Consider the following 23,752-nt stretch of genomic DNA (forward strand, 5'->3'; position numbering starts at 1 on the left):
GGCCCCTACCCGCCCGCCGGCAGGGCAGCCAGCCGGGCCGTGATGCGTTCGACTTCTTCCCCGGCCACCTGCCGGCGGGCCCGAATCTTGTCGACGACGTCGGCGGGCGCCTTGGCCAGGAACGCCTCGTTGCTCAGCTTTCCGGAGGTCCCCGCCAATTCCTTCTGCGCGGCGGCGAGGTCCTTCTCCAGCCGCCGACGCTCGGCGTCGACGTCCACCGTCCCCGACGTGTCGACCTCGACGACCACGGTGGCCGTCGACAACCGCACCTCCACGGCGGCCGATGGCGCGAAGCCGTCACCCGGCGGGGTCAGCCAGGCCAGCGCCGCGACGGCGGGCACCTGCGCCTGCAGGCCGGCGGCCGTGATCTCCGACAGCCGCGCGGGCACCCGCTGCCGATCGGCCAGGCCTTGATCGCTGCGGAACCTGCGCACCTCGGTGATGAGCTTCTGCATGTCGGCCACCCGCTGGACGGCCGGCGGATCCACCGGGAAACCGGTCGGGGCGGGCCAGTCCGCGATGACCAGCGACTCCACGTTCTCCCCCGTCGCTTCGCTCGCCCCGGCCCCTCCGGTCAACGCCTTCCACAGCACCTCGGTGACGAACGGCATCACCGGGTGCAGCAGTTTGAGCAACACGTCGAGCACGACGGCCAGTACCGCCGTGGTATGCGAGATACCCTCTCCCAGTTGAACTTTGGCGAGCTCAACGTACCAATCACAGAATTCGTCCCAGGCGAAGTGGTAGAGCGCCTCGCAGGCGCGGCTGAACTCGTAGTTGTCCAACGCCGCGTCGACCTCGACCCGCACCTCCTCGAGACGGCCGAGGATCCACCGGTCGGCGTCGGTCAGTTCGGTCGACGGCGGCAACGGCGCCGGGCTGGCCCCGTTCAGCAGTGCGAAGCGGGTCGCGTTGAACAGTTTGGTCGCGAAGTTGCGCGACGCGCGGGCGTGGTCCTCGCCGATGGACAGGTCACCGCCCGGGCTCGCGCCGCGAGCCAGCGTGAAGCGCAGCGCGTCGGCACCGAACATCTCCACCCAATCCAGCGGGTCGATGCCGTTGCCGCGGGACTTGCTCATCTTGCGACCGAACTCATCGCGAATGAGGCCGTGCAGGAACACATTCTCGAAGGGAACCTGAGGACCCACCTTGGGTCGGGCGTCCCCTGCGGTGATCGCCGGATCCTCCCCGACGAACGTGCCGAACATCATCATCCGCGCCACCCAGAAGAACAGGATGTCGTAGCCGGTCACCAGCACCGTGGTCGGATAGAACTTGGCCAACTCGGGTGTGGGATCGGGCCAGCCCATCGTGGAGAAAGGCCACAGCGCCGAGCTGAACCAGGTGTCGAGCACGTCGGGGTCCTGCTCCCAACCCTCCGGCGGCGTCTCGTCCGGACCGACGCAGACGGTCTCACCGTTGGGGCCGTGCCAGATCGGGATGCGGTGGCCCCACCACAGCTGACGCGAGATACACCAGTCGTGCATGTTGTCGACCCAGGCGAACCACCGCGGCTCCAGACTGGCCGGGTGAATCACGGTGTGGCCGTTGCGAACCGCGTCGCCGGCAGCCTTGGCCAGCGATTCCACCTTGACCCACCATTGCAGGCTCAGCCGCGGTTCGATGGGTTCGCCGCTGCGCTCCGAATGACCGACGCTGTGCAGATAGGGCCGCTTCTCGGCGACGATGCGCCCCTGCTCGGCCAGCGCCTCGCGCACCGCCACCCGAGCCTGGAAGCGGTCCATCCCGTCGAACCGGGTGCCCGTGTCGGCGACCCGGCCCTTGGTGTCGAGCATCGAGGGCATCGGCAGCTGATGCCGCAGTCCGATCTCGAAGTCGTTGGGGTCGTGCGCCGGGGTGACTTTGACTGCGCCGGTACCGAATTCCGGGTCGACATGGGTGTCGGCGACGATGACGATATCGCGTTCCAGGAACGGGTGCGGCAGCGTGGTGCCCACCAGCGTGCGGTAGCGCTCGTCGTCGGGGTGCACCGCGATGGCGGTATCGGCGAGCATCGTCTCCAGCCGCGTGGTGGCGACCACGATATGCGGTTCGTCGTCGTCCATCGAGCCGTACCGGAACGAGATCAGTTCGCCCTCGACGTCTTCGTACTTGACCTCGAGGTCGGAGATCGCGGTCTGCAGCACCGGCGACCAGTTCACCAGCCGCTCGGCCTGATAGATCAACCCGGCGTCGAACAACCGCTTGAAGATCGTGCGGACCGCACGCGAGAGGCCCTCGTCCATGGTGAACCGGTCGCGGCTCCAATCCACCCCGTCGCCGAGCCGCCGCATCTGGGCGCCGATGGTGCCACCGGACTCGCGCTTCCAGTCCCACACCTTCTCGACGAACCGCTCGCGGCCGAGGTCCTCTTTGGTCTTCCCGTCGGCCGACAGTTGTTTCTCGACCACCGACTGAGTGGCGATACCGGCGTGGTCCATGCCGGGCAACCACAACACCTCGTAGCCCTGCATGCGTTTACGCCGGGTGAGCGCGTCCATCAAGGTGTGATCGAGCGCATGCCCCATGTGCAGGCTGCCGGTCACGTTGGGCGGCGGCAGCACGATCGAGTACGGAGGCTTGGTGCTCTCTGGGTCCGCGGTGAAGTAACCCGCCGCAACCCACCCGTCGTACAGGTCGGCCTCGACCGCTCCCGGATCCCAGGACTTGGGCAGGGCTTCGAGCTGGGAGGCGGGCTGCGCGTCGCCGGCAGGCTGGGAGGTCACCGCGCCATTCTAGGAAGCGGCCGCGAACTGCTTCGTGCCGCCCGACGGGCCGCGCTATTTCTTCCCGCCCAGCAACCCACCCAGGATGTCGCCGAGGGGACCGCCCTTGTCGCCGCCGAGCACGCTGCCCAGAATGCTGCCCAGCGGGTTGTCGCCGCCGCCGCGCTGGCCGCCGCCGAGGATCCCGCCGAGGATGTCGCCGAGCGGACCTGCGTTCTCGCCACCCTGCGCCTGCGGCTGGCCCTGGCCGCCGGTGAGCTCTTTGCCGATGTAGGCCAGCACGATCGGCGCCAGGAGCGGCAGCAAGCGGTTGATCAGGTCGCTGTTGCCGGCGCCCCCGCCCGACAGCGCACTGGCCACCTGCGAGGTGTCGTTACCGCCGAAGATCTTCGCGACCACCTTGGAGCCGTCGGCCGTGTCCACCTGGTCGACGTCGACCCCGCCGTCGAGCAGCCCGGCGTGGCTGTTGGCCGCCGACGCGATGTTCGGCGCGGTCCCGGGGTCCTGCGCGTTGTGCTGCAGCCCACCGACGAGGACCGGCAGCAGGGTCTTGACCGCGCTGCGCACCTCGGACTCGTCGGCACCGAGCCGGGCCGCGAGCTGCTGCGTGGGAATCTCGGCGTAGAGCTCGTCAAGGTCAGCCATGGACCGACAGTAGACCCGCTCGACCCGGCCCGGGATCGGTTCGGTCAGTTCAGCCGGGACACGTCCAGGGTGACCCCGGCGCCCGGGAAGCGGGCCAGCAACGCATCCCCCATGGCCGCCGCCGGGGTCAGCACGCCACGCAGGTCAGAGAGCTTGTCCCGGTCCAGCGCCAGCGCCAGTCCGCTCTCGCCGAGCAGGACCGACGTCGCCTTGTATCCCGGGTCACCCTGTTGGGACATCCGCGCCACGTAACGGGCCCCGGAGGACGTCGTGGTGTAGGTCTCCACCGAGTAGTGCCCGCGCTCGCGGGTCTGCTCGCTGGGTCCGGTGCCCGGCTTGGGCAGGATGCGCTCGAGCGCGCCGCGGGGCACCCGGTCGAGGAATCGGCTGCCGAGCCCCACCGTTGCGACGTTGCCGGCCGTGGCCATGGCCGCGACCAGCGGGGCGCCGACCGAGCGTCCGGTGCTCATCTGCTCGGCGTATTCGAACCGCCGGCCGTACGCGTAGTCCAGCAACGCATTGCTGCGCCGCACGATACGGGTGTTGGGCAGCGCCATCGCGAACGCACCGACCCAGTACCCGTCGAGTTCGGGGGCGATCTCACGACCGCGACGCCACCGGGCGTCGGGCTGCGCGCCGAGTTCCGGCTCGGCGCCGCGGTCCGGGGTCAAGGTGTAGGGATCGTTGAGCAGGCGCCGGGCTTCGGGGTCCAGCGCCGCCTCGCGGGCCAGCTCGGTCATCGATGCCAATGTGCCGCCGGACACGCCGCCGGCGAACCGGCGGACCACGAAGTTGGTGTCCGCGAGCTGGCCGGCGCCGTCGCGCTCGGCCTGCCGGTACAGCGCGTACACCGTCAGGTCGGACGGTATCGAGTCGAACCCGCACGCGTGCACGATGCGGGCGCCGGTGTCGGCTGCCTGCTTGTGGTGCAGGTCGATGCTCTCGCGTACGAACAACGTCTCACCGGTCAGGTCGGCGTAGTCGGTGCCGGCCGCCGCGCACGCCGCCACCAGCGGCATCCCGTAGCGCAGATACGGGCCCACCGTCGTGACCACCACCCGGGCGCCGGCGGCCAGTGCGTTGAGCGTCGAGGGCTGCGACGCGTCGGCGACCAGCACCGGCCAGTCCTGGGCGGGCTCCCCCAGCGATTCCCGCACCGCCAGCAGGCGGTCCGCCGAGCGGCCCGCCAGCGCGATCCGGGCACCGGATCCCGCAGACGCCAGATACTGCGCGGTCAGTTTCCCGACGAATCCGGTGGCGCCGTAGAGCACGATGTCGTGTTCGCGGTCGGGTGCAGAAGCGTCAGCGCTCATGCTCGCCGACGCTACCCGAGCGTTTCGGGCAACTCGATATCCCGGCCGAGCACATGTCGAGACAGGAAGGCGAGTACGACCTGGTACCAGATCTTGGCGTGCTGCGGGCTGAGCACCCAGTGGCTCTCCGATGGGTAGTACAAGAACCGGTGCTCGGTGGTGCCGTCGGCGGCCGCCGGCAGTGCCGACCGGCTGAGCAGGTCGTACCAGAGCCGCAGCGCCTCGCCGATCGGCACCCGGTAGTCCTTGTCGCCGTGGATGACGAGCATCGGGGTGGCGATGTCGGAGACGAAGTGGTGCGGTGAGTTGGTGCGGGCCATCTCCGGGGTCATCTCTCTGGCCCACCAGTAGGCGCCGTCGGTCGTGGCCCCGAACTGGTCGAGCGCCCACAAACCGGCATGGGTGACGATCGCGGCGAAGCGGTCGGTGTGCCCGGCGATCCAGTTGGCCATGTATCCGCCGAACGAGCCGCCCATCGCCGCGGTCCTCGACGCATCCACCGCGGAGTGCGCGCACGCCGCGTCGGTGATCGCCAGCAGATCCGTGTAGGGAGCCGATCCCCAGGCGCCCCAGCCCCGTTGGACGAAGCTCTGCCCGTAGCCGGTGGACAGCGCCGGGTCCGGCAGCAGGACGGCGTAACCGTGGGCAGCCATCAGCCACGGGTTCCAGCGCCAATGCCAGGCGTTCCAGCTCGCCAGCGGGCCGCCGTGCACCCACAGCAGCAACGGTGCCGGATCCGCACTGTGCGGTAGAACCATCCAGGACCGGATCCGATGCCCGTCGGCGGCGACGGCGGCCACCTCGGTGAGCGTGCCGGGAAGTTCGGGCAGCGCAACGCAGTCCAGCGCGGTGACGGTTCCGTCGGCGTCGATACGGACCGGATGTTGCGGTGCCGCATAGGAACTGCGGAGGGCGAACAGCACACCGCCGGGGGCGGGCCGCACGTCGCTGTAGGTGAAGTCGTCGGACACCAGGGCGCGCACCGTGCCGGAGCCCGCATCGACCGCGAAGACGGGTCCGCGGCCGTTGTCGTCGGCGGTGACGATCACCGACGTTGCGTCCGACAACCAGGCGACCGAGGTTGGCCACCGGTCCCATTCGGCGGTCAGCTCGACCGGCTGGTCGCCGAATCGGAGCAGGCACAGGGTGATTCGAGGCGCCTGGTGCGGTGACGAGATCGTCTCGCGGGTGTAGGCCACCGACGCACCGTCGGGCGCGATCGCCGGGGATCCTAGGTCGGCGTCGGGGTCCTCGGCGAGGATGCTCCGGTGCCCGGTCGCGGTGTCGATCCGGACCAGGACCGTGCGCCGCGCCGCCCCCGCCGTCGGCTGCTGCCACGTCGTCACCAGGAACGTGCCGTCCGGGCTCAGGTCGAAGTGTCCCTCCCGCAGCGCTGCTCCGGGGCCGGGAGTCAGATCCCGCGCCCGACCGCCGGCGACCGCGAACAGATGCGGTTGCTGCGGACCGAGGTCGTGGTCCCAGTGGCGCACGGGATAGCCGCTGTGCAGCACCGCCGAGACCTTGCCGTCCGTGCGGACCGCCCGCAGCCGCGTGTCGTCGTCGGCGTCGGCCGCCGACGGAAGCATCGACGAGGTGACGATCACGGTGTCACCGGAGTCCGCCGATGCCACGCCCTCGATGCCGCCGGGCAGAGCCAGCACCTCATGGGCCTCACCTGCCGCGGCGGGAAGTCGCCACAGCGATTTGGCCGCCGTGGCGTCTCGGTCCCCGGTCGGGCGGGCGGCCAGAAAGAGCAGATCGCCGTCGGCGGTGAACTCCGGCGCGGATTCCCCGGTGACCCCGTGAGTCAGACGCCGGGCCGGCCGGCCACCGGTGGGGTCGATTTCCCACACCGCGCTGACGAACTCGGTGCGCTCGTCGTTGAGCTGCGACACCGTCGTCACCACCCGGGATCCGTCCGGTGCGACCGCGAGGCCCGCCACCCGGGGCATCGCGAGAAACGTGTCGAGGTCCCCGTCGAGGCGATGGAAGGTCGCCGGGGTTGTCGGGGTCGCCGGGGTTGTCGGGGTCGCCGGGTTTGTGACTCCGGGTCCAGGTTCAGATGCCATACCGGCTTCGTAACACACTGCCGGACACGACTTCACGCGGATTTAACACACCTTGACCGGTGGGACACATTCCCGGAGTTAGCGTCACGTCGTACACCATCAGTACCTCGCGAACACTACGAATAAACTCACGTTCGCGGGCGTCACCCACCACACCAGGCGGAGGTCCCCCTTGACACCCGAAGTCGAGGACGCACTTGCGTCCATGGCCGCAGTCAACAACGAGTTCTTCTATTGGATGTCCATTGCGTTGATGATGCTCATCCACGCCGGCTTCCTGGCCTACGAGATCGGCGCCTCCCGATCGAAGAACGTGCTGGCCACCGCGATGAAGAACCTGTTGGCCTTCGCCACCATCGTGGCGTCGTTCTACTTCGTCGGCTGGTTCCTGTACAACGCGATGCCCTCGGGCTTCATCGAGTTCAACGATGCGGCCATGGCGGCGCTGCCCTGGAGCGACAACATGGGCCCGAACACCGACGACGCCGCCAGCGGCATCTTCTGGGGTGCGTTCGCACTGTTCGCCGCCACCACCGGTTCGATCATGTCGGGGGCGGTCCTGGAGCGGATCCGCACCAGCGGATTCCTGGTGCTGACCGTGTTCGTCGGCTCGGTGCTGTGGATCATCGGCGCGTCCTGGGGCTGGCACGGTGCCGGCTGGATGCTGACCAAACTGGGCTTCCACGATGTCGGCGCGGCGGGCTGCGTGCACATGATCGCCGGTTTCGCGGCGCTGGGAATCCTGATCAATCTCGGTCCGCGCATCGGGCGGTTCCTGCCCGACGGCACCGCGGTCACGATCCGGCCGCACAACCTGCCGCTCACCATGCTCGGCCTGTTCCTGATCTTCACCGGGTTCTTCGGCTTCCTGATGGGTTGTGTGATCTACGGCGCCGACGGCTACTCGACGATCTACGCCAGCCCGACCACGTTGTCGGCCTTCGCATTCAATACGCTGATGGCGTTGGCGGGCGGCATCATCGGCGCCTACCTGACCTCACGGGGCGAACCGTTCTGGACCATCTCGGGCGGGCTGGCCGGTGTCATCGGCGCAGCGTCCGGCCTGGATCTCTACCACCCGGCACTGACGTTCATCATCTCGCTGGGCGCCGGTGCGCTGATCCCCTACATCGGCAAGCTACTGGAGAAGTTCAAGATCGACGACGTGGTCGGCGCGGTCTCCGTGCACGGCGGCATCGGACTGTATTCGGTTCTGGTGGCAGGGATCTTCCTGGCCGGCTACCCCAACACCGACGGCAACCCGTCCATCTCCTTCTGGGGACAGGCGGTCGGGGCCCTGGTCTTCGCGGCACTGGGCTTCATCCCCGCCTACCTGTTGTCGCTGGGTCTGAAAAAGGCCGGGCTACTGAGAATTCCGCCGGAGGTCGAAGATCAGGGGCTGGATCTGTCCGAGGTTCCGGCCACGCCGTACCCCGAAGGTATCCCGGTCACCGCGATGCGCTCCACCAGCGGCACCGCCGTGCTCATCGCCGGTGAGGAGGTGAAATAGATGTTCAGTCCGATCGACAGCTACGACGTCCCCGGCGTGGTCTTCACATTCGGCGGGAACTCGCTGGGCACCTGGCTGGTGTTCATCCTGGCACTCGTCCTTTTCGTGGGATTCTTCGTCCGGATGATCCAGCACGAGAACCACGCCTACAAAGCCATCATCGAACACACCCCGGTCGAGAAGGGACCGGCCGCCGAAGGCGAGCCGCCGGCCTACTGACCCGCCGAACACGCCACAGCCCGGATCCGAGAGGATCCGGGCTGTGTCGTTTGTCCGGGCTGTCGTGTGTCCGGGCTGTGTCGTGTCCGGGTCAGCGCGCGCTCTGCAACCACGCCACCGCGCGGTCGCGGTAGGCGATGATGCCCTTGTAGTCGGCCATGTCCTCGGGCAACTCGGCAAGCACCGCTGCGGCGCGCCGCCGCCACGGCTCGACGGTGGCCAGGTCGGCGAACGGGAGCATATAGGTGCGGATCAGAAAGCAGATCGATCCGGATTCCGGCAACCGGATCAGGTGCTGCACCTCGACGCGCAGATGTACCAGCCGTCCGAACTCCTCGTCCGAGACCCCCTGGATCATCGTCCGGTCCGGCCCCCACTCGTGATATCGCTCGGTCGAGACGTCGAGGCGCCGACCGATGGTCAGCGTCCAGTTGGTGCGCCGATAGGTCTGGCCGGGCTGCAGCCGCATCAGGAACTCGCGGGCCCGGGTGATGACCCCGGTCTGGCGCAGCCGCGGCACCGGTCCGTGAATCTCCAGGAATGTCATGCCGACGTCGAAACCGAAGGACCAGTCGGCGGCGAAGGTCACCACGCCGGCATCGCCGAACAGGTCGCCGTCGCGCTGGTCGAGCAGCACGATGTCCTCTTGAACCTGGGCGGCGATGTAGGCCAGCGGTTCGTCGGGCAGCGTCGCCTCGTCACCGAAGACGAAGTCCTGCAGCACTGCCAGACGGTCGTTGCGCCACCGCCAGCCCCGGTCGCGACGCTGCAGCGACATGGTGTCCGGATACGCGGTGGCCAACTCCTGCATCAGGGTCAGCATCGCGTCCCAGCACGCGGGACGCATGTGCGGCAGGACGGCGTACCGGGACGGGTCGGCGGCGAGAACCGCTGCACGTTCCTGCAATTCGGACTCGTACTCACTGTCGACGTCGACGATTCTCTCGCCCCAACGGCCGGCCGGGGTGTGTACCGGTGCACCCGCGGGCTCCACGTTGGTGCTGTAACGGTACTCGTCGGTGGCGAACGGGAACGGGAACGTCTCGATCAGATCGGGTGCCGAGATCACAGGTTCAACTCCAGACTTTGGTTCTCGGCCCGCGAAACACAGGCCATCATCGAATCGCCGGCGCGTTTCTCATCCTCGGACAGAAAGAGGTCACGGTGCGTCACGGCACCACCGGACACCGGGATCCGGCATTCCCCGCACACCCCTTGACGGCACAGGTTGGGCACGTCGATGCCGCGACTCTCCAGCGCCTCCAGCAGCGAGACCCCCGACTCGACGGTGAACTCCTCGGCGGCGGACGACAGGCGCACGGTGAAGGGCTCACCTGGGTCCAGTGCAGCGGACCCGAAGTGTTCGAAGTGAATCCGGCTGGCCGGCCACCCCAACTCGGTGGCGGTGGTCACCACGAAGTCGATGAACGCGGTGGGGCCGCAGATGTAGAGGTGGGTACCCAGCGGCTGAACGGCCAGCGCCGCCGACAGCTCGGCGACGAACGGCGCGCGATCGGTGTGGATCGAGGCGTGCTCGGTGAGTTCGCGCACCACGTCGACGTAGGCGCCGCGCCCGACCCGGTGCAGGTAGAGCAGCCGCGCATCGCGCCCCCACAACCGGGCGCTGCGCAGATGCGAAATCATCGGTGTGATACCGATTCCGGCCGCCACCAGCAGGTGCCGACGCGCGCGCAGCACCGGTGCGAACGCGCTGCGCGGTGGGCGGGCGAGCACCGTGTCCCCGACCGCGAGTTCGTCGTGGATCCAGCGGGAGCCGCTCGGTGCGTCCTGCGGTTTGTCGGCGCGCAGTACCGAGATCACATATGCCGCGGGCGCGATCGCGTCGCCGGTCAGCGAGTAGGCGTTGACCGGACCGCCGCGCCCCCCACACTCGACCACGAGGTGGCTGCCGGGGGTGAACGACGGCAGCGGTGCCGATCCGGCCCGGGTCAGCGTCAGCGTGCGGATGCCGGTGATCGTGTCGTCGATCGCGGCGACGGTCAGTTTCAGCGTTGTCATGACACCACCTGATGCTCGGCGTCGGACATGAAACCCAAGTGCGCGCCTTTGCGACGTGAAACATGGTAATAGACAACAAGATTGCGATGGCATCCGCTGCACGCCAAAATGTCCTCGAGGTCGACGTCGGCGACGGTGACGGCGCCGCAGTGCACGCACAGCACGGTTCGGGTGACGACATCGGTGGAGGCCACCGTGAGCTCGTCGTCGGCGATGCCGGCCGCCATCGCCGCGGCCCGCAGTCGCAGACACGACGCCGCAGGACCTGCGAGCATCAGCCGCCACCCGACCCGCGCGCCCTCGAGGTCTTTCTGCAACGCCGCGTCGGCGCGCCGGTCCCCGCCCTCGATCGGGACCTCGTGCACACGGGTGCCGGCCGCTCCGCGGCGGGATGCGATCTCGGCGGCCCACTGCCGCGCCACGTCGGCTCCGGCGGCACCGAAGGCGATGATCGTCCACGACGTTCCCGAGGTGTCGGCGGCCGGCCGGGTCGCCACGGTCGCCCACGCGGGCACGCTGGTGAGCTCGAGGGCAGGTTTCATGACACCTTCCGGTACACCTACGGTTGACAGTGTTGCCGTTCAGGAAACCAGCGGTGCGTTTCGTGCGTGTGACCTGTCTGTCTCGTCCGTTTGACGAGTGCCCGGATAAAGTCGCTGGATGCCGGTGCACACGATCGTGATCGGGGCCGGCATCGCCGGTCTGGCGGCCGCCGTCGCGTTGCGCCGGTGCGGTCACGAGGTGACGGTGGTCGAGCAACGCACCGACCTCACCGCCGGCGCCGGCATCAGCATCTGGCCGAATGCGTTGGCCGCACTCGACGACATCGGGCTGGGCGACGCCGTCAGACGGGCCGGCGGCCGGGTCACCGGCGGAGCGATTCGTTGGCGCGACGGGGCGTGGCTGCGACGCCCGTCCGCGCAGCGGATCGTCGACGCACTGGGCGAGCCGCTGGTGGTGGTCCACCGATCCGTGCTGACCGACATCCTGCTGGCCGCGCTGCCCCCGGGGATCGTCGAGACCGGGGTGTCGGCGACCGGACTGTCGATCGGGACGTCCTCGGTGGGCGTCGCACTCGCCGACGGGCGGACCCGCGTCGCCGATGCGGTGGTCGGCGCGGACGGCATCGGCTCGCTGGTGGCGCGCACCCTCAACGGTCCGTTGCCCGGCCGCTACGCCGGCTATACGGCGTGGCGGGGGGTCGCGGCGTACCGGCTGGATCCCGAACTGGCCGGCGAGACCATGGGAGCGGGCACCGAGGTCGGCCATGTGCCCCTGGGCCCTGATCACACCTATTGGTTCGCCACCGAGCGCGCCCGCGAGGGCGGTCGCTCGCCCGGCGGCGAACACGCCTACCTGACGGCGAAACTGGCCGGCTGGGCCGATCCGATACCGGCGCTGGTTGCCGCGACCGAACCGGCCGAGCTGCTGCGCAACGACCTCTACGACCGTGCACAACCAAAGCGCTGGTCACAGGGCCCGGCAGTGATCATCGGCGACGCCGCGCATCCGATGCGTCCGCACCTGGGACAGGGCGGATGTCAGGGACTCGAGGACGCGGCGATTCTGGCCCGGTTCGTCGAGCTGAGCCCCGATCTCCCGACGGCGTTCGCCGGCTTCGGGACGTTCCGGAAACGGCGGGTGCGCCCACTGGTCCGCGAATCCGCGATGATCGGCCGAATCGTCAACCTGCGGCCGGCGCTGCTCAGTGGTCTGGCCAGCCGCGCCACCGGGCTCATCCCGGAGCGGGCGGTGACCGCACATCTGGCCTCGATCGCGGCCGGCTCGTCGTTCGTCCGGCCGACCGTCAGGGATGTCGTGGTCTGACCGACCGTCAGCGCGCCGAGCGCGGGGTGAAGAGGGCCGTGCACATCTTGCGCAAATCGAGAATGCCGCCGAAGGCCGAGGTGGGCATGGTCGCGCAACCGTTGGCCGTCGCCGATGTCGGTGCCGATGTCGGTGCGGATGTCGTCGCCGGGACGGCCGCGGGAACCGGCGCCGTCTGGCCCGGATTGCCCCAGACCTGGGCGGCCATACCCTTGGCACCGCATTTCGGCCAGGCCTTGAGACCCTGGGTGCGCAGGACGTTCTCGGCGACCCGGATCTGCTCGTGACGCGGGGCAGCGGCCGGATTGCCCGCTCCGCCGTTGGCCGACCAGGTCGTCTGCTTGAACTGCAGCCCACCGAAGTGGCCGTTGCCGGTGTTGATGGCCCAGTTTCCGCCGGACTCGCACTGCGCGATGGCGTCCCAGTTGACCGAATCGGCGTGCGCCGTCGCGGTGGTTCCATCCAGGGCCATCGGCACGACGGCCAGAGCTCCGGAGATCGCGGCGGCCCACAGGCCCTTGCTGACAGCGGTACGAACGTTCATCTCTGCGGTCCTTCCCCGACCGTTATGACTCAAGGCCCGCAGGTGAAGTGTTGAAGCGTTCCACGATGCGGATATCTCAACTGTCGAGTGACAGACATCACCTGTTACCGCAGAGGCGAAAGTTTTAGCAGTTACTTATCTGACGTAAGAGGCTTCTGAGAGAGGCGGGGTTCCAGGGTCCGGTTCACCGCACACCAAGCACCAGCGGGCGGAAAGACAGCCGCAGAGGGGCGACCGAACGGCACATCGGACGACAAGAGGCGGCGCCGACCGGGGTCAGCACCGCCTCTTGTACGCGTTCGTCGGCGATCAGCCGCGTCCGCCGCAGGTCGGCCACGCGCCGATGCCCTGCGTCTGCAGCACGTTGTTGGCGACGCGGATCTGCTCCTCACGGCTGGCGTGGTGCGGCGAGCCGGAGCCGCCGTTGGACTGCCAGGTGCCCATGGTGAACTGCAGCCCGCCGTAGTAGCCGTTACCGGTGTTGATCGACCAGTTGCCGCCCGATTCGCAGGCAGCCACGGCGTCCCAGTTGACGCCGTCCGCATTCGCGGTGCCGGCCAATGCCACGGGAGCGATTGCGAGCGCCCCGGCGATGGTGGCCAGCCCGAACGTGGTGCGGATGTTCTTCAACTTTTGTCCTTTCGCCGAGCGCGCGCCGATACACCCCGCATCGACACATCCGTGCCGCACGGGGGTGGTGCCTGTGATCAGGCGGTGGATTGGGTCGTGCCGTCTCGGTCGGGCACGACAGGGGAGGTCACCTCATACCTCGCCGGATTCTGTACCCGGCGGCCCGGCGGCCGATTCAGCCGGCCAGGCCCCACTCACACGCTGGTTCGTGGTTTTGAGTTATTTGCTCCGTTAGAAGCTCTCAGGGACCGTACAAACCGATTCGCGCAAAGTCATATCCATCGAGATCGTGTCGCGATCAGATCACGGAACGATCACGACGCCGACGCGGCATCGTCCTTGCTGGTCATGCCGCGGTTCTGCACACCCGGCGCGGCACCGCGCCAAACCCCGCGCAGTGATTCAAATCACCACTCTTTTGTGACCTGGACCACGACAAACGGGCATTCTTCCCGAAGTTTGGCGCGATGCAGGGTTCGAACGAGCTGTCTCACAGGGATTCTCAAACACCTAGAGTGGCAAACAGCTTCGCTGAGCGACCATACAGCCCACCTCGATCAGCGGTGCATCGAAAGCTCTTGAAAATAACCGAATCTCGATGCATGGATTAGCCAGAGTCACACGCGTCAGCAGCCGGACGCTACCACCCACGTTGACGAATGCCTTTGTCTGACAATAACTTACATCGCTTGACGGCCGTGGACCCGCCGGCGCGATCCGGGGCGGCACCGGGCGGCCCGGCCGCCAGTCGCCGACTGACGTCCTGAGGGCGCAGAGCTGGCCTTTGTCGCACGACGAATTGCGGTCACCAGGACGGATTTTCATTTGCGTACCGGTCGAATGTCGTTGATGCCCAACGGCTTCGATCACGGTACGACAGGCCAGACCTTCAGTGAGGAGTCATATCGTCGGTGAATTATCACGACTACAAAGAATGGCAATTCGTGTGTCGAGTGGCGCGACGATGAATGTCGAATCTCGACCATTATTGGATGGAATTTGCTAGCGCAAACTGGGCGGCACGATCGCGGCCAGATCGGCCGCGGTGTTGACGTTGGCCAGAGCCGGCAGCTCGGGTATGACGATGCGCTGCGTGTCGACCGCGTCGACGAGCGCACGCATGCTGCGCTCCCCTGCCGCCAGCAGATCGGCCACCACGGTGTGCAGTCTGGTGCGGTAGATGCCGGCCAGATAGTGATCACGCCCGTCCCAGAGCAGCACCACGTCGGCGCCCACCCGCTCGGCAGGCCCCGACAGCAGGTCGATGACCTCAGTGTTCAACGCCGGCATGTCGACCGCGCAGACGAAGGCGTGGTCGCGTCCCGCGTCGGCGGCCGCCCGCAGTCCGCGTCCGGTGGCCAACAGCGGTCCCACCCCGCGCACCTCGTCGCGGAGCACGACCGCGTCCAGATCGGGCAACGGCTGCCCCGGCGCGGCGACGACGAAGACGGGGTCGCACCGGGTGCCGACCACCGAGACCACTCGCTCGACCATCGTCGTCGAACCCGACGGACCGTCGACGGACAGGGTGGCCTTGTCCCGACCCATCCGCCGGGAAGCGCCACCGGCGAGTACGACGGCAGCCAAGGGCAGCGAAGACGTCACACCGTGACGTTAGCGCAGCTACCTACGCCGGGTCAGCCAGTCGTTCTAGTCGACGGTCCAGGTGTCCTTGCCGCGCAACAGCGACTGCAGTGCGGCGGTGTCGTGTGCCCTGCTCTCGCGCGCGGTCACCAGCTGCTGGCGCGCCTCGTCGTCGTAGGTCGGCTTGCTGACCTGACGGAAAATACCCATCACCATGTGGTCGAGGTTCTGCTCGGACAACCGCGACAGCGCGAACGCGTAGGCAGGGTCCGCCAGCGCCGCGTCGTGCACGACGATCTCGTCGGCGGACACGTCTGCGGTCTTGGCCACCTCAAGCCCGAAACCGGACTTGATCACGCAATATTCGCCGTCGGCGCCGAAGGTGATCGGCTCGCCGTGGGTGACGTTGATCAAGCGCTCCTCGGCGCCTTCCTTGCGCAGCGCGTCAAAGGAGCCGTCGTTGAAGATCGGGCAGTCCTGCATGATCTCCACCAACGCCGCGCCGCGGTGGGCCGCGGCGCCACGAAGCACCTCGGACAGACCCTTACGGTCGGAGTCCAGAGCACGGCCCACGAACGTCGCTTCCGCACCCAGCGCCAGCGACACCGGATTGAACGGATAGTCCAGCGACCCCATGGGTGTCGACTTGGTGACCTTGCCGGTCTCCGATGTCGGAGAGTACTGCCCCTTGGTCAAACCGTAGATCCGGTTGTTGAACAGCAGGATCGTGATGTTGATGTTGCGTCGCAGTGCGTGGATCAGGTGGTTGCCACCGATGGACAGCGCGTCACCGTCCCCGGTGACCACCCATACCGACAGATCCTCGCGGGCGAGTGCAAGGCCCGTCGCGATGGTCGGCGCACGACCGTGGATGGAGTGGAAGCCGTAGGTCTCCAGGTAGTAGGGGAACCGGCTGGAGCAGCCGATCCCGCTGACGAACGCGATGTTCTCGCGCCGCAGCCCCAACTCGGGCAGGAAGTTGCGGATGGTGTTGAGGATGACGTAATCACCGCAGCCCGGGCACCAGCGCACTTCCTGATCGCTGGTGAAATCCTTGGCCTTCTGTGCTTCGTCGGTCTTGGGAACCAGGCTGGTCTTGGTCAGACCGCCGGGCGTCAATCCCAGATCGCTGCCGATCAGGTCAGTCATTTCGGCTCCTCACGCAGGCGCTCGTCGGTCATGCGTTCGCTCCCACCCCAGTCGCGTCGGTAGCCGGGGCCTCGATGGTGGCCGCGGCCAACCGGGCGAACTTGGCCTTCTCGATTTCCTTGTCGCCGAGCGTTCCGTCCAGCGCGGCGTCGATGATGCCCTCCACCTCGTCGGCGAGGAACGCCATCCCTTCCACCTTGGTCACCGACTGCACGTCGACCAGGTACCTACCCCGCAGCAGCAGCGCCAGTTGACCGAGGTTCATCTCCGGCACGACAACCTTGGCGTATCGGTTCAGCACCTCGCCGAGGTTGGCCGGGAACGGATTGAGGTGGCGCAGCTGCGCGTGGGCGACGTTGATGCCGTTGCGGCGCGCACGCCGGCACGCCTCGCCGATCGGGCCGTAGCTGCTGCCCCAGCCGAGCATCAACAGCTCTGCGGCACCGCTGGGATCATCGACCTCGAGATCGGGCACCGCGATGCCGGCGATCTTCTCGTTGCGCAGCCGCACCATCAGATCGTGGTTCTTGGGCTCGTAGGAGATGTTGCCCGAGCCGTTCGCCGATTCCAGACCGCCGATCCGGTGGGCCAGGCCCGGCGTCCCGGGCACCGCGAACTGGCGGGCCAGCGTCTCGGGATCGCGAGCGTAAGGCTGGAACGGCTCACCCTCTTTGGCGAAGGTGTGCTCGATCGGCTGGTAGGTGGACACGTCCGGGATCCGCCACGGCTCCGAGCCGTTGGCGATGGCGCCGTCGGACAGGATCATCACCGGCGTGTGGTAGTCGATCGCGATACGTGCGGCTTCCACCGCGATGTCGAAGCAGTCCGACGGCGAGCGTGGGGCCAGCAGCGCGACCGGGGATTCGCCGTTGCGGCCGTACATGGCCTGCAGCAGATCCGCCTGTTCGGTCTTGGTGGGCAGACCCGTCGAGGGTCCGCCGCGCTGGACGTCGATGACGATCAGCGGCAGCTCGGTCATCACCGCCAGCCCGATCGCCTCCGATTTCAGTGAGATACCCGGCCCGGACGTGCTCGTCACGCCCAGCGCGCCACCGTAGGAGGCGCCGATGGCCGCACCGATGCCGGCGATCTCGTCCTCGGCCTGGAACGTCATGACGTTGAAGTTCTTGTGCTTGGACAGCTCATGAAGGATGTCCGACGCCGGGGTGATCGGGTAGGTGCCGAGCACGATCTGCAGGTCGGCCAGATGCCCGGCGGCGATCAGGCCGTAGGCGAGGGCGGTGTTGCCGGAGATCTGGCGGTACTCACCGGTCTTGAGTTTCGCCGGTGAGACCTCGTAGGTGGTTCCGAATGCCTCGGTGGTCTCGCCGTAGTTCCAGCCGGCCTTGAGCGCCAGCACGTTGGCTTCGGCGACGTCGGGTTTGCGGGCGAACTTCTCCCGGATGAAGGCCTCGCTGTGCTCCAGCTCGCGGCCGTACATCCACGACAACAGCCCGAGGGCGAACATGTTCTTGGCCCGCTGGCCGTCCTTCTTGGTCGCGCCGATGGACTCGACGGCGCCGAGGGTCAGCGTGGTCATCGGAACCGCCTGCACGACGTAGTCGGACAGTTCGTCGCTCTCCAACGGGTTGGCCGCATAGCCGACCTTGGCGAGGTTGCGTTTGGTGAACTCGTCGGAGTTCGCGATGATCAGGCCCCCGCGGGGCAGATCGGAGACGTTGGCCTTCAAGGCCGCCGGGTTCATCGCGACAAGCACGTCGGGACGGTCACCGGCGGTGAGGATGTCGTAGTCGGCGATCTGGATCTGGAACGACGACACCCCCGGCAGCGTGCCCTGCGGCGCGCGGATCTCGGCCGGATAGTTCGGTTGGGTGGCAAGGTCATTGCCGAACAACGCGGCTTCGGAGGTGAACCTGTCGCCGGTGAGCTGCATGCCGTCGCCGGAATCGCCGGCGAACCGGATGACAACCTTCTCAAGCTTCTGCCGAGGCGCTCCGGTGACGTTGGCGGCCACGTTGCCGTTCTCTCCCACTCGGCCGTTCTCTCCCACTCGCCTGCCTTCCGTGTTCTCCCCGGGTGCTGTCGGGGTCACATCTGGCGAACCCCACCGAGTCGCAGCCGACGCGACGCGCCGCCGGTGGTCGTTCACCCAAAGTTTGGTGTCACTGTCAGTACCGATTATTGCACTTCTCTTAGGTGGCCCTATACCAGGCGCGCGCGTCCCGTTCGACCACCCGGCCGAAGAACGCACAGCTCAGCGCCTCGCGCGACACAACACTGAGACACAAGTGTGTTGTTCGTCACGTCATTTCGCCGTGTCCGTGGGCACCGATTTCTTAGAATCGGTTACCGCTCGGTAGGCGCAGGCAAGCACCGGCAGTGGTGCGATCAGTGGTGCACCGGCACGTTGAAGGGTGTCACGACCTGGATCGGCACCGGACGAACCGGCTCCACCGGCAACGCACCGCGCTCCTGCAGCAGCAGTCGCAGCGCCAGGCGGGCGTCGGCGCGCAGGTCGTTGTGCAGCACCGCCGATATCCGGCCGTCCCGCAGCAGGCGACGATTGTCGGCGTCGAGGTCGTGGGCGATGAAAACGTGACAGTCGCGGCCGATCTTCTCGAACGCCGCGACGGTGGCGACGTTGCCCCCGCCGACCGAATAGACGGCCCGCACCTGCGGGTTGGCCTCCAACGCGTCGAGGACCAGGCGTTCGTTGGTGGCGTCGATGCCGTCGCTGTCACTGACCTCGACAATGGCCCTTCCGGAGCTGCGCAACGCCGACCGGAACCCGACCTCCCGCTCGCCCTCACCGCGGAACACCGTGCGGCTCAAGGTGATCAACACATCCGAGGGTCGCTCGCCGAGCCACTGCTGCATCAGGTAGGCGGCCGTGACCCCCGCGCCGTGATTGTCGATGCCCACATAGGCGCAGCGGGAGCTCGCGGGTACGTCGGTCGTGTAGGTCACCACGGGCACCCCGGAGGCGACGAGCCGGTCGACAGCCTCGGCCACCTCGGGGTCGTCCTGGGCCTTGAGCACCACACCGTGGCTGCCGCGGATGCGGTCGAGCGCGTCCACCATCTGTGCGGTGGAGCCCGATTCCCAGAGGTGGAACCGCGCGCGCAACATCGCGGGGGCGAACGCGGGCAGCTCGGCCTCCACGGCGGCCCGGAACGCGTCCGAGAAGCGCTGCGGGGTCTGCATGACCACATCGATCAGATATCGCCGTCCGTTGAGCCGTAGTTGGGCGCGTTGCTTGTCGAGGTCGGCGATGGCCTGGTTGACCTCGGCGACGGTGTTCTCCCGGACGCCGGGGCGGCGGTGCAGAACCCGGTCGACGGTCGCCTCACTCAACCCTGCCTGCTGGGCGATCTCGCGGACCTTGTAGCGGTGCGGCACGTCGTCCCCTCCTCTTTGGAGCTGCTCGGCCCCGGCGCGGCGGACGCGACCACCGTCGGCGAGATCCGTCATCGTGAGGGTTTTTTGATGGATTTCTGCCGTTGATTGCGGTCCGGATCACAGCAAGACTACTGCCATGGCCTTGCCCGTCCACACCCCACAGGCCGAAGACTTCCGGCCCTGGCTGACCGAATCCGACGTCGATCTGGAGGAATTCCGCCGGCAGGTCGAACGCCCGACCGATGTCGCCGAGTATCCGCATGCCATCGACGTGCGCGCCGACGTGCTGATCTACTCCGCACCGGCGCTGGCCCGTGTCGCCGACCGGCGGGGCGTGCAGGCCGAACTCATCAAGGCCCTCGCCGACGGTCCCGGTGTGGTGGTGCTCACCGAGGCGTTCGGCACCGCTGTGATCGACCGTGCCAACGACGCGTTCTTCGCGATCATCGATGCCCAGCGCGCCGGCGGACGCGCCGCCGGCGATCATTTCGGCAAGCCCGGCGCCAACGATCGCATCTGGAACGCCGCACAGAAGCTTGCCCTGCACGACGCGTCGGTGTTTGCCGACTACTACGCCAACGACACCCTCGCCCTGGTGTGCCAGGCCTGGCTGGGTCCGCGCTACCAGGTGACCTCCCAGGTCAACGTCGTCAACCCCGGCGGCACAGCCCAGGTTCCGCACCGCGACTACCACCTGGGCTTCGTTCCCGAGGGGCATCTTGCGGCCTACCCGGCGCACATCCACCGCAGCTCCCCGACGCTGACCCTGCAGGGCGCCGTCGCGCACTGCGACATGCCGATCGAGAGTGGACCGACGATGCTGCTCCCCCATTCGCAGCGCTTCGCCGGGGGTTACCTCGCGTTCAACCGTCCCGAGTTCGTGGACTACTTCGCCGCTCACCACGTGCAGCTGCCGTTGGCCAAAGGTGACGCGGTGTTCTTCAACCCCGCGCTGTATCACGGTGCGGGAGAAAACACTTCGGTCGACATCCGGCGCATCGCGAACCTGATGCAGATCAGCTCGCCGTTCGGGAGGGCGATGGAGGCGCTGGACCGCAGTGCCATGGTGCGCGCCGTCTACCCGACCCTGCGTGCGATGCAGGACGCCGGGCGTCCGCACCGTGACATCGAAAACGTCGTGGTCGCCACCGCCGAGGGGTACGCGTTCCCGACCAATCTGGACAGCGACCAGCCGATCGGGAGCCTGGCTCCGCCCAGCCAGGTCGACATCGTGCTGGCCGCACTCGCCGACAACCTGACCGCAGAAGAACTCGACATCGCGCTCGACGCCCAGAACGAACGGAGAACCCCATGACCGCGCTCGGCCTCATCGGCCTCGGCCGGATCGGCGCGTTCCACGCCGAAACGCTGACCAACCTGCCCGACGTGTCCGGACTCGTGATCACCGACGAGCGACCCGAAGTGGTGAGCGAGGTTGCCGCAAAGTACGGCGCCACCCCGGCAGAATCGGTGCACCAGCTGCTGTCCTCCGGTGTCGACGGTGTCGTGGTCGCCGCTGCCACCCCGGCGCACGCCGAGTTGACCCTGGCCGCGGTCGAGCGTGGCCTCCCCACGTTCTGCGAAAAGCCGATCGCCTCCACCGCCGCCGAGAGCGCCAAGGTCGCCGAGGCGATCGCCCGCTCGGGGGTGCCTGTGCAGGTGGGCTATCAGCGCCGGTTCGACGCGGCGTTCGCCGCGGTCAAAGCGGCCGTCGACGGCGGCTCGCTGGGTGCGCTGCACACCGTCCGCAGCACCACGATGGACCCCGCGCCCCCGCCGATGGACTACATCAAGAATTCCGGCGGCATCTTCCGTGACTGCGCGGTGCACGATTTCGACGTGATCCGCTGGATCACCGGCCAGAATGTGGTGCAGGTCTATGCCACCGGCAGCGTGCAGGGCGATCCGTTGTTCGCCGAGTACGGCGATGTCGACACCGCGGCGGTGGTGGTCCGTTTCGACGGCGGCGCGCTCGGGATGGTGTCCGCGGCGCGGTACAACGGTCGCGGCTACGACTGCCGGCTGGAGGTGCACGGCTTCGACGACACCGTCGTCGCGGGCTGGGATCAGGGCGTTCCGGTCGGCAACGCCGACCCGGTCACTGATTTCCCCACCGGCCAGCCGCACCACTTCTTCATGGACCGGTTCACCGAAGCGTTCCGCACCGAGCTGAGCGCGTTCGTCAAAGTCGTTGAGGGCGGCCCGATCCGCGGCGCCACCGTCACCGACGCCGTGGAGGTCGCGTGGATCGCGGAGGCCGCCACCGAGTCTCTGCGCCGGGGCGTCCCGGTCACCATCGAGGAGGTCAAACAGTGAAGATCGCAGGTGCGCCCATTTCGTGGGGTGTGTGTGAGGTGCCCGGGTGGGGCTACCAGTTGAGTTCGGAGCGCGTGTTGACCGAAATGCGCCAGGCGGGGCTGACCGCAACCGAACTGGGACCGGAGGGCTTTCTGCCCACCGACACCGTCGAACTGGTACGACTGCTCGGCGGTCACGGACTTGAGTGTGTCGGCGGGTTCGTTCCGGTGGTGCTGTACCGGGACGACCACGATCCCGCCGACGACCTGGCCGGGCCGCTGGAGTCACTGGTGGCCGCCGGGGCGGGTGTCGTCGTACTGGCGGCTTCCACCGGTATGGACGGCTACGACGAGCGGCCGGTTCTCGACGAGACACAATGGGCCACAATGCTGTCGAACCTCGATCGGTTGGCGGCGATGGTGGCAGCGCGGGGTCTGACCGCTGTCCTGCACCCCCACGTGGGCACCATGGTGGAGACCCGCGCCGAAGTCGACCGGGTGCTGGCAGGTTCCACGGTGCCGCTGTGCCTGGACACCGGCCACCTGTTGATCGGTGGAACCGATCCGCTGGCGCTGACCATGGAGGTTCCCCAGCGGATCAGGCACGCCCACCTGAAGGACGTCGACGCCGGGCTGGCCGCCAAGGTGCAGTCCGGCGAACTGACCTACACCCAGGCCGTCGCCGCGGGCATGTACGTTCCGCTCGGCGCCGGTGACGTCGACATCGTCGGGATCGTGAAAACACTGGAGGACAACGGTTTCGACGGCTGGTATGTGATGGAACAGGATCAGATCCTCGACGCCGAACCCGGCACCGGGTCCGGCGGCAGCGGGCCGCTGGGTGATGTGCTCGCCAGCGTCGCCTACCTCCAGGACGCGGCGGCCGGCGTCAGCTCGTGACGCTGCGGATCGGGATTCTGGGCGCGTCGCGCATCGCCGAATCGGCGATCGTCAGGCCGGCCGAGGAATTGGGGCACCGACTCGTCGCCGTAGCAGCGCGTGATCGGTTGCGGGCCGAGATGTTCGCCGACAAGTACGCAGTGGAGCGGGTGGTCGCGTCGTATCAGGACCTGGTGACCGATCCCGACGTGGACGTGATCTACAACCCGCTCGCCAACGGCCTGCACGCCCCGTGGAACCTGGCTGCGGTGGCGGCGGGGAAGCCGGTCCTCACCGAGAAGCCTTTCGCCCGTGACCGGGCGGAAGCGGCGCGGGTCGCAGCCGCAGCGGACGCCGCGGGCGTCACGGTGATGGAGGGCTTCCACTATCTCTTCCATCCGATCAACCAGCGGGCGCTGACGCTCGCCGGCGACGGCACACTCGGTGATCTCATCCGCATCGAAGTCCGGATGGGTATGCCGGCGCCCCAGCCGGAGGACCCGCGGTGGTCACTGGAGCTGGCCGGCGGGGCACTGATGGACCTCGGCTGCTACGGATTGCATGTCATGCGCCGATTCGGCACGCCGACGGTCGTGTCGGCGACGGCGGTCCAACGGACCCCCGGTGTCGACGAGCGATTCGACGCGGAACTGGTGTTCCCGTCGGGAGTGACGGGGTTGACGACCAATTCGATGGTCGACGAGGACTATTCATTCACCCTGCGGTTGATCGGCACGCGCGGAGAGGCTTTCGCGCACAACTTCATCAAGCCCGCCGACGACGACCGGCTGACCGTGCGCACCGAGGCCGGGACCACGGTCGAACACCACGGAACCCGGCCGTCCTACTCGTATCAGTTGGAGGCGTTCGCCGAGCATGTCCTGCGCGGCGCCCCGGTCCCGCTCGACACTGCCGACGCGGTCGCCAACATGGCCCTGATCGACGACGCGTACCGCGCCGCGGGTATGAACCCGCGCTAGC

The 23,752-nt window shown here is 67.8% G+C and carries 19 protein-coding genes and 1 pseudogene; 7 read left to right on the forward strand and 13 right to left on the reverse strand.

Translation table 11 applies throughout. The annotated features are described in order from the left end of the window. Positions 1–5: 5 nt before the first annotated feature. From ACNUDN_RS18420 to ACNUDN_RS18435, 4 genes are read right to left on the reverse strand one after another with little or no spacing between them, the layout of a single operon-like run. Positions 6–2,726: a valine--tRNA ligase gene (locus ACNUDN_RS18420; protein ID WP_419123233.1), complete on the reverse strand. Its 2,721-nt coding sequence runs from the start codon at positions 2,724–2,726 to the stop codon at positions 6–8. A 54-nt stretch (positions 2,727–2,780) separates the two neighbouring features. Continuing rightward, a complete protein-coding gene (locus ACNUDN_RS18425) occupies positions 2,781–3,371 on the reverse strand; it encodes a DUF937 domain-containing protein (protein ID WP_419123234.1) in 591 nt (196 codons plus the stop codon). Between the two features lie 44 nt (positions 3,372–3,415). Continuing rightward, complete coding sequence (locus ACNUDN_RS18430) at positions 3,416–4,684, reverse strand: saccharopine dehydrogenase family protein (protein WP_419123235.1); 1,269 nt, start codon at positions 4,682–4,684, stop codon at positions 3,416–3,418. 11 nt (positions 4,685–4,695) lie between these two features. Then, positions 4,696–6,753 (reverse strand): S9 family peptidase, encoded by a 2,058-nt coding sequence (locus ACNUDN_RS18435; protein ID WP_419123236.1) that lies wholly within the window; start codon positions 6,751–6,753, stop codon positions 4,696–4,698. A gap of 172 nt (positions 6,754–6,925) precedes the next feature. Here ACNUDN_RS18435 and ACNUDN_RS18440 point away from each other — a divergent pair, with 172 nt between their 5' ends. Then, positions 6,926–8,263, forward strand: a complete 1,338-nt coding sequence (locus ACNUDN_RS18440; RefSeq protein WP_419123237.1) for an ammonium transporter — start codon at positions 6,926–6,928, stop codon at positions 8,261–8,263. Then, entirely contained in the window at positions 8,264–8,482 is a 219-nt protein-coding gene (locus tag ACNUDN_RS18445; RefSeq protein ID WP_419123238.1) for a hypothetical protein, read from the forward strand. Positions 8,483–8,573: 91 nt separating this feature from the next. Here ACNUDN_RS18445 and ACNUDN_RS18450 read toward each other — a convergent pair whose 3' ends face one another. The 3 genes from ACNUDN_RS18450 to ACNUDN_RS18460 are packed head-to-tail and all read right to left on the reverse strand — an operon-like array spanning position 8,574 to position 11,043. Next, entirely contained in the window at positions 8,574–9,551 is a 978-nt protein-coding gene (locus tag ACNUDN_RS18450; RefSeq protein WP_419123239.1) for a heme-dependent oxidative N-demethylase family protein, read from the reverse strand. Further along, positions 9,548–10,501 (reverse strand): PDR/VanB family oxidoreductase, encoded by a 954-nt coding sequence (locus ACNUDN_RS18455; protein WP_419123240.1) that lies wholly within the window; start codon positions 10,499–10,501, stop codon positions 9,548–9,550. The genes ACNUDN_RS18450 and ACNUDN_RS18455 overlap by 4 nt, the downstream gene beginning before the upstream one ends. Then, a complete protein-coding gene (locus ACNUDN_RS18460; RefSeq protein ID WP_419123241.1) occupies positions 10,498–11,043 on the reverse strand; it encodes a dimethylamine monooxygenase subunit DmmA family protein in 546 nt (181 codons plus the stop codon). Before ACNUDN_RS18460 ends, ACNUDN_RS18455 begins: the two co-directional genes overlap by 4 nt. A 118-nt stretch (positions 11,044–11,161) precedes the next feature. Between ACNUDN_RS18460 and ACNUDN_RS18465 the strand changes: the two genes are divergently transcribed. Next, the gene (locus ACNUDN_RS18465; protein WP_419123242.1) at positions 11,162–12,328 is read left to right on the forward strand and encodes an FAD-dependent monooxygenase; all 1,167 of its coding nucleotides are present in this window, start codon (positions 11,162–11,164) and stop codon (positions 12,326–12,328) included. Positions 12,329–12,335: 7 nt separating this feature from the next. On the opposite strand, the gene ACNUDN_RS18470 is transcribed toward ACNUDN_RS18465, so the two are convergent. The 6 genes and pseudogenes from ACNUDN_RS18470 to ACNUDN_RS18495 all read right to left on the reverse strand — a co-directional run bounded on the left by ACNUDN_RS18470 (position 12,336) and on the right by ACNUDN_RS18495 (position 19,595). Beyond that, complete coding sequence (locus tag ACNUDN_RS18470; RefSeq protein WP_419123243.1) at positions 12,336–12,872, reverse strand: transglycosylase family protein; 537 nt, start codon at positions 12,870–12,872, stop codon at positions 12,336–12,338. A 309-nt stretch (positions 12,873–13,181) separates the two neighbouring features. Beyond that, positions 13,182–13,415: pseudogene (locus tag ACNUDN_RS18475) on the reverse strand (transglycosylase family protein); the annotation flags it as partial. Positions 13,416–14,504: 1,089 nt separating this feature from the next. Continuing rightward, positions 14,505–15,107, reverse strand: coding sequence for a molybdenum cofactor guanylyltransferase (gene mobA / locus ACNUDN_RS18480; protein WP_419123244.1), 603 nt, complete (start codon positions 15,105–15,107; stop codon positions 14,505–14,507). A gap of 45 nt (positions 15,108–15,152) precedes the next feature. Next, the gene (locus tag ACNUDN_RS18485) at positions 15,153–16,235 is read right to left on the reverse strand and encodes a 2-oxoacid:ferredoxin oxidoreductase subunit beta (protein ID WP_419123245.1); all 1,083 of its coding nucleotides are present in this window, start codon (positions 16,233–16,235) and stop codon (positions 15,153–15,155) included. A gap of 28 nt (positions 16,236–16,263) precedes the next feature. Next, positions 16,264–18,228, reverse strand: a complete 1,965-nt coding sequence (locus ACNUDN_RS18490) for a 2-oxoacid:acceptor oxidoreductase subunit alpha (RefSeq protein WP_419125216.1) — start codon at positions 18,226–18,228, stop codon at positions 16,264–16,266. A 356-nt stretch (positions 18,229–18,584) separates the two neighbouring features. Further along, the gene (locus tag ACNUDN_RS18495) at positions 18,585–19,595 is read right to left on the reverse strand and encodes a LacI family DNA-binding transcriptional regulator (protein WP_419125217.1); all 1,011 of its coding nucleotides are present in this window, start codon (positions 19,593–19,595) and stop codon (positions 18,585–18,587) included. Positions 19,596–19,731: 136 nt separating this feature from the next. On the opposite strand from ACNUDN_RS18495, the gene ACNUDN_RS18500 reads away from it, so the two are divergent. The 4 genes from ACNUDN_RS18500 to ACNUDN_RS18515 are packed head-to-tail and all read left to right on the forward strand — an operon-like array spanning position 19,732 to position 23,751. Further along, positions 19,732–20,910, forward strand: coding sequence for a phytanoyl-CoA dioxygenase family protein (locus tag ACNUDN_RS18500; protein ID WP_431960373.1), 1,179 nt, complete (start codon positions 19,732–19,734; stop codon positions 20,908–20,910). Beyond that, positions 20,907–21,911 (forward strand): Gfo/Idh/MocA family protein, encoded by a 1,005-nt coding sequence (locus ACNUDN_RS18505; RefSeq protein ID WP_419123246.1) that lies wholly within the window; start codon positions 20,907–20,909, stop codon positions 21,909–21,911. Before ACNUDN_RS18500 ends, ACNUDN_RS18505 begins: the two co-directional genes overlap by 4 nt. Next, a complete protein-coding gene (locus tag ACNUDN_RS18510) occupies positions 21,908–22,792 on the forward strand; it encodes a sugar phosphate isomerase/epimerase family protein (protein WP_431960376.1) in 885 nt (294 codons plus the stop codon). Before ACNUDN_RS18505 ends, ACNUDN_RS18510 begins: the two co-directional genes overlap by 4 nt. Then, positions 22,789–23,751, forward strand: a complete 963-nt coding sequence (locus ACNUDN_RS18515; protein WP_419123247.1) for a Gfo/Idh/MocA family protein — start codon at positions 22,789–22,791, stop codon at positions 23,749–23,751. Before ACNUDN_RS18510 ends, ACNUDN_RS18515 begins: the two co-directional genes overlap by 4 nt. Position 23,752 lies beyond the last annotated feature (1 nt).

It is taken from the genome of Mycobacterium sp. smrl_JER01, assembly GCF_048513595.2.
Lineage (GTDB): Bacteria > Actinomycetota > Actinomycetes > Mycobacteriales > Mycobacteriaceae > Mycobacterium.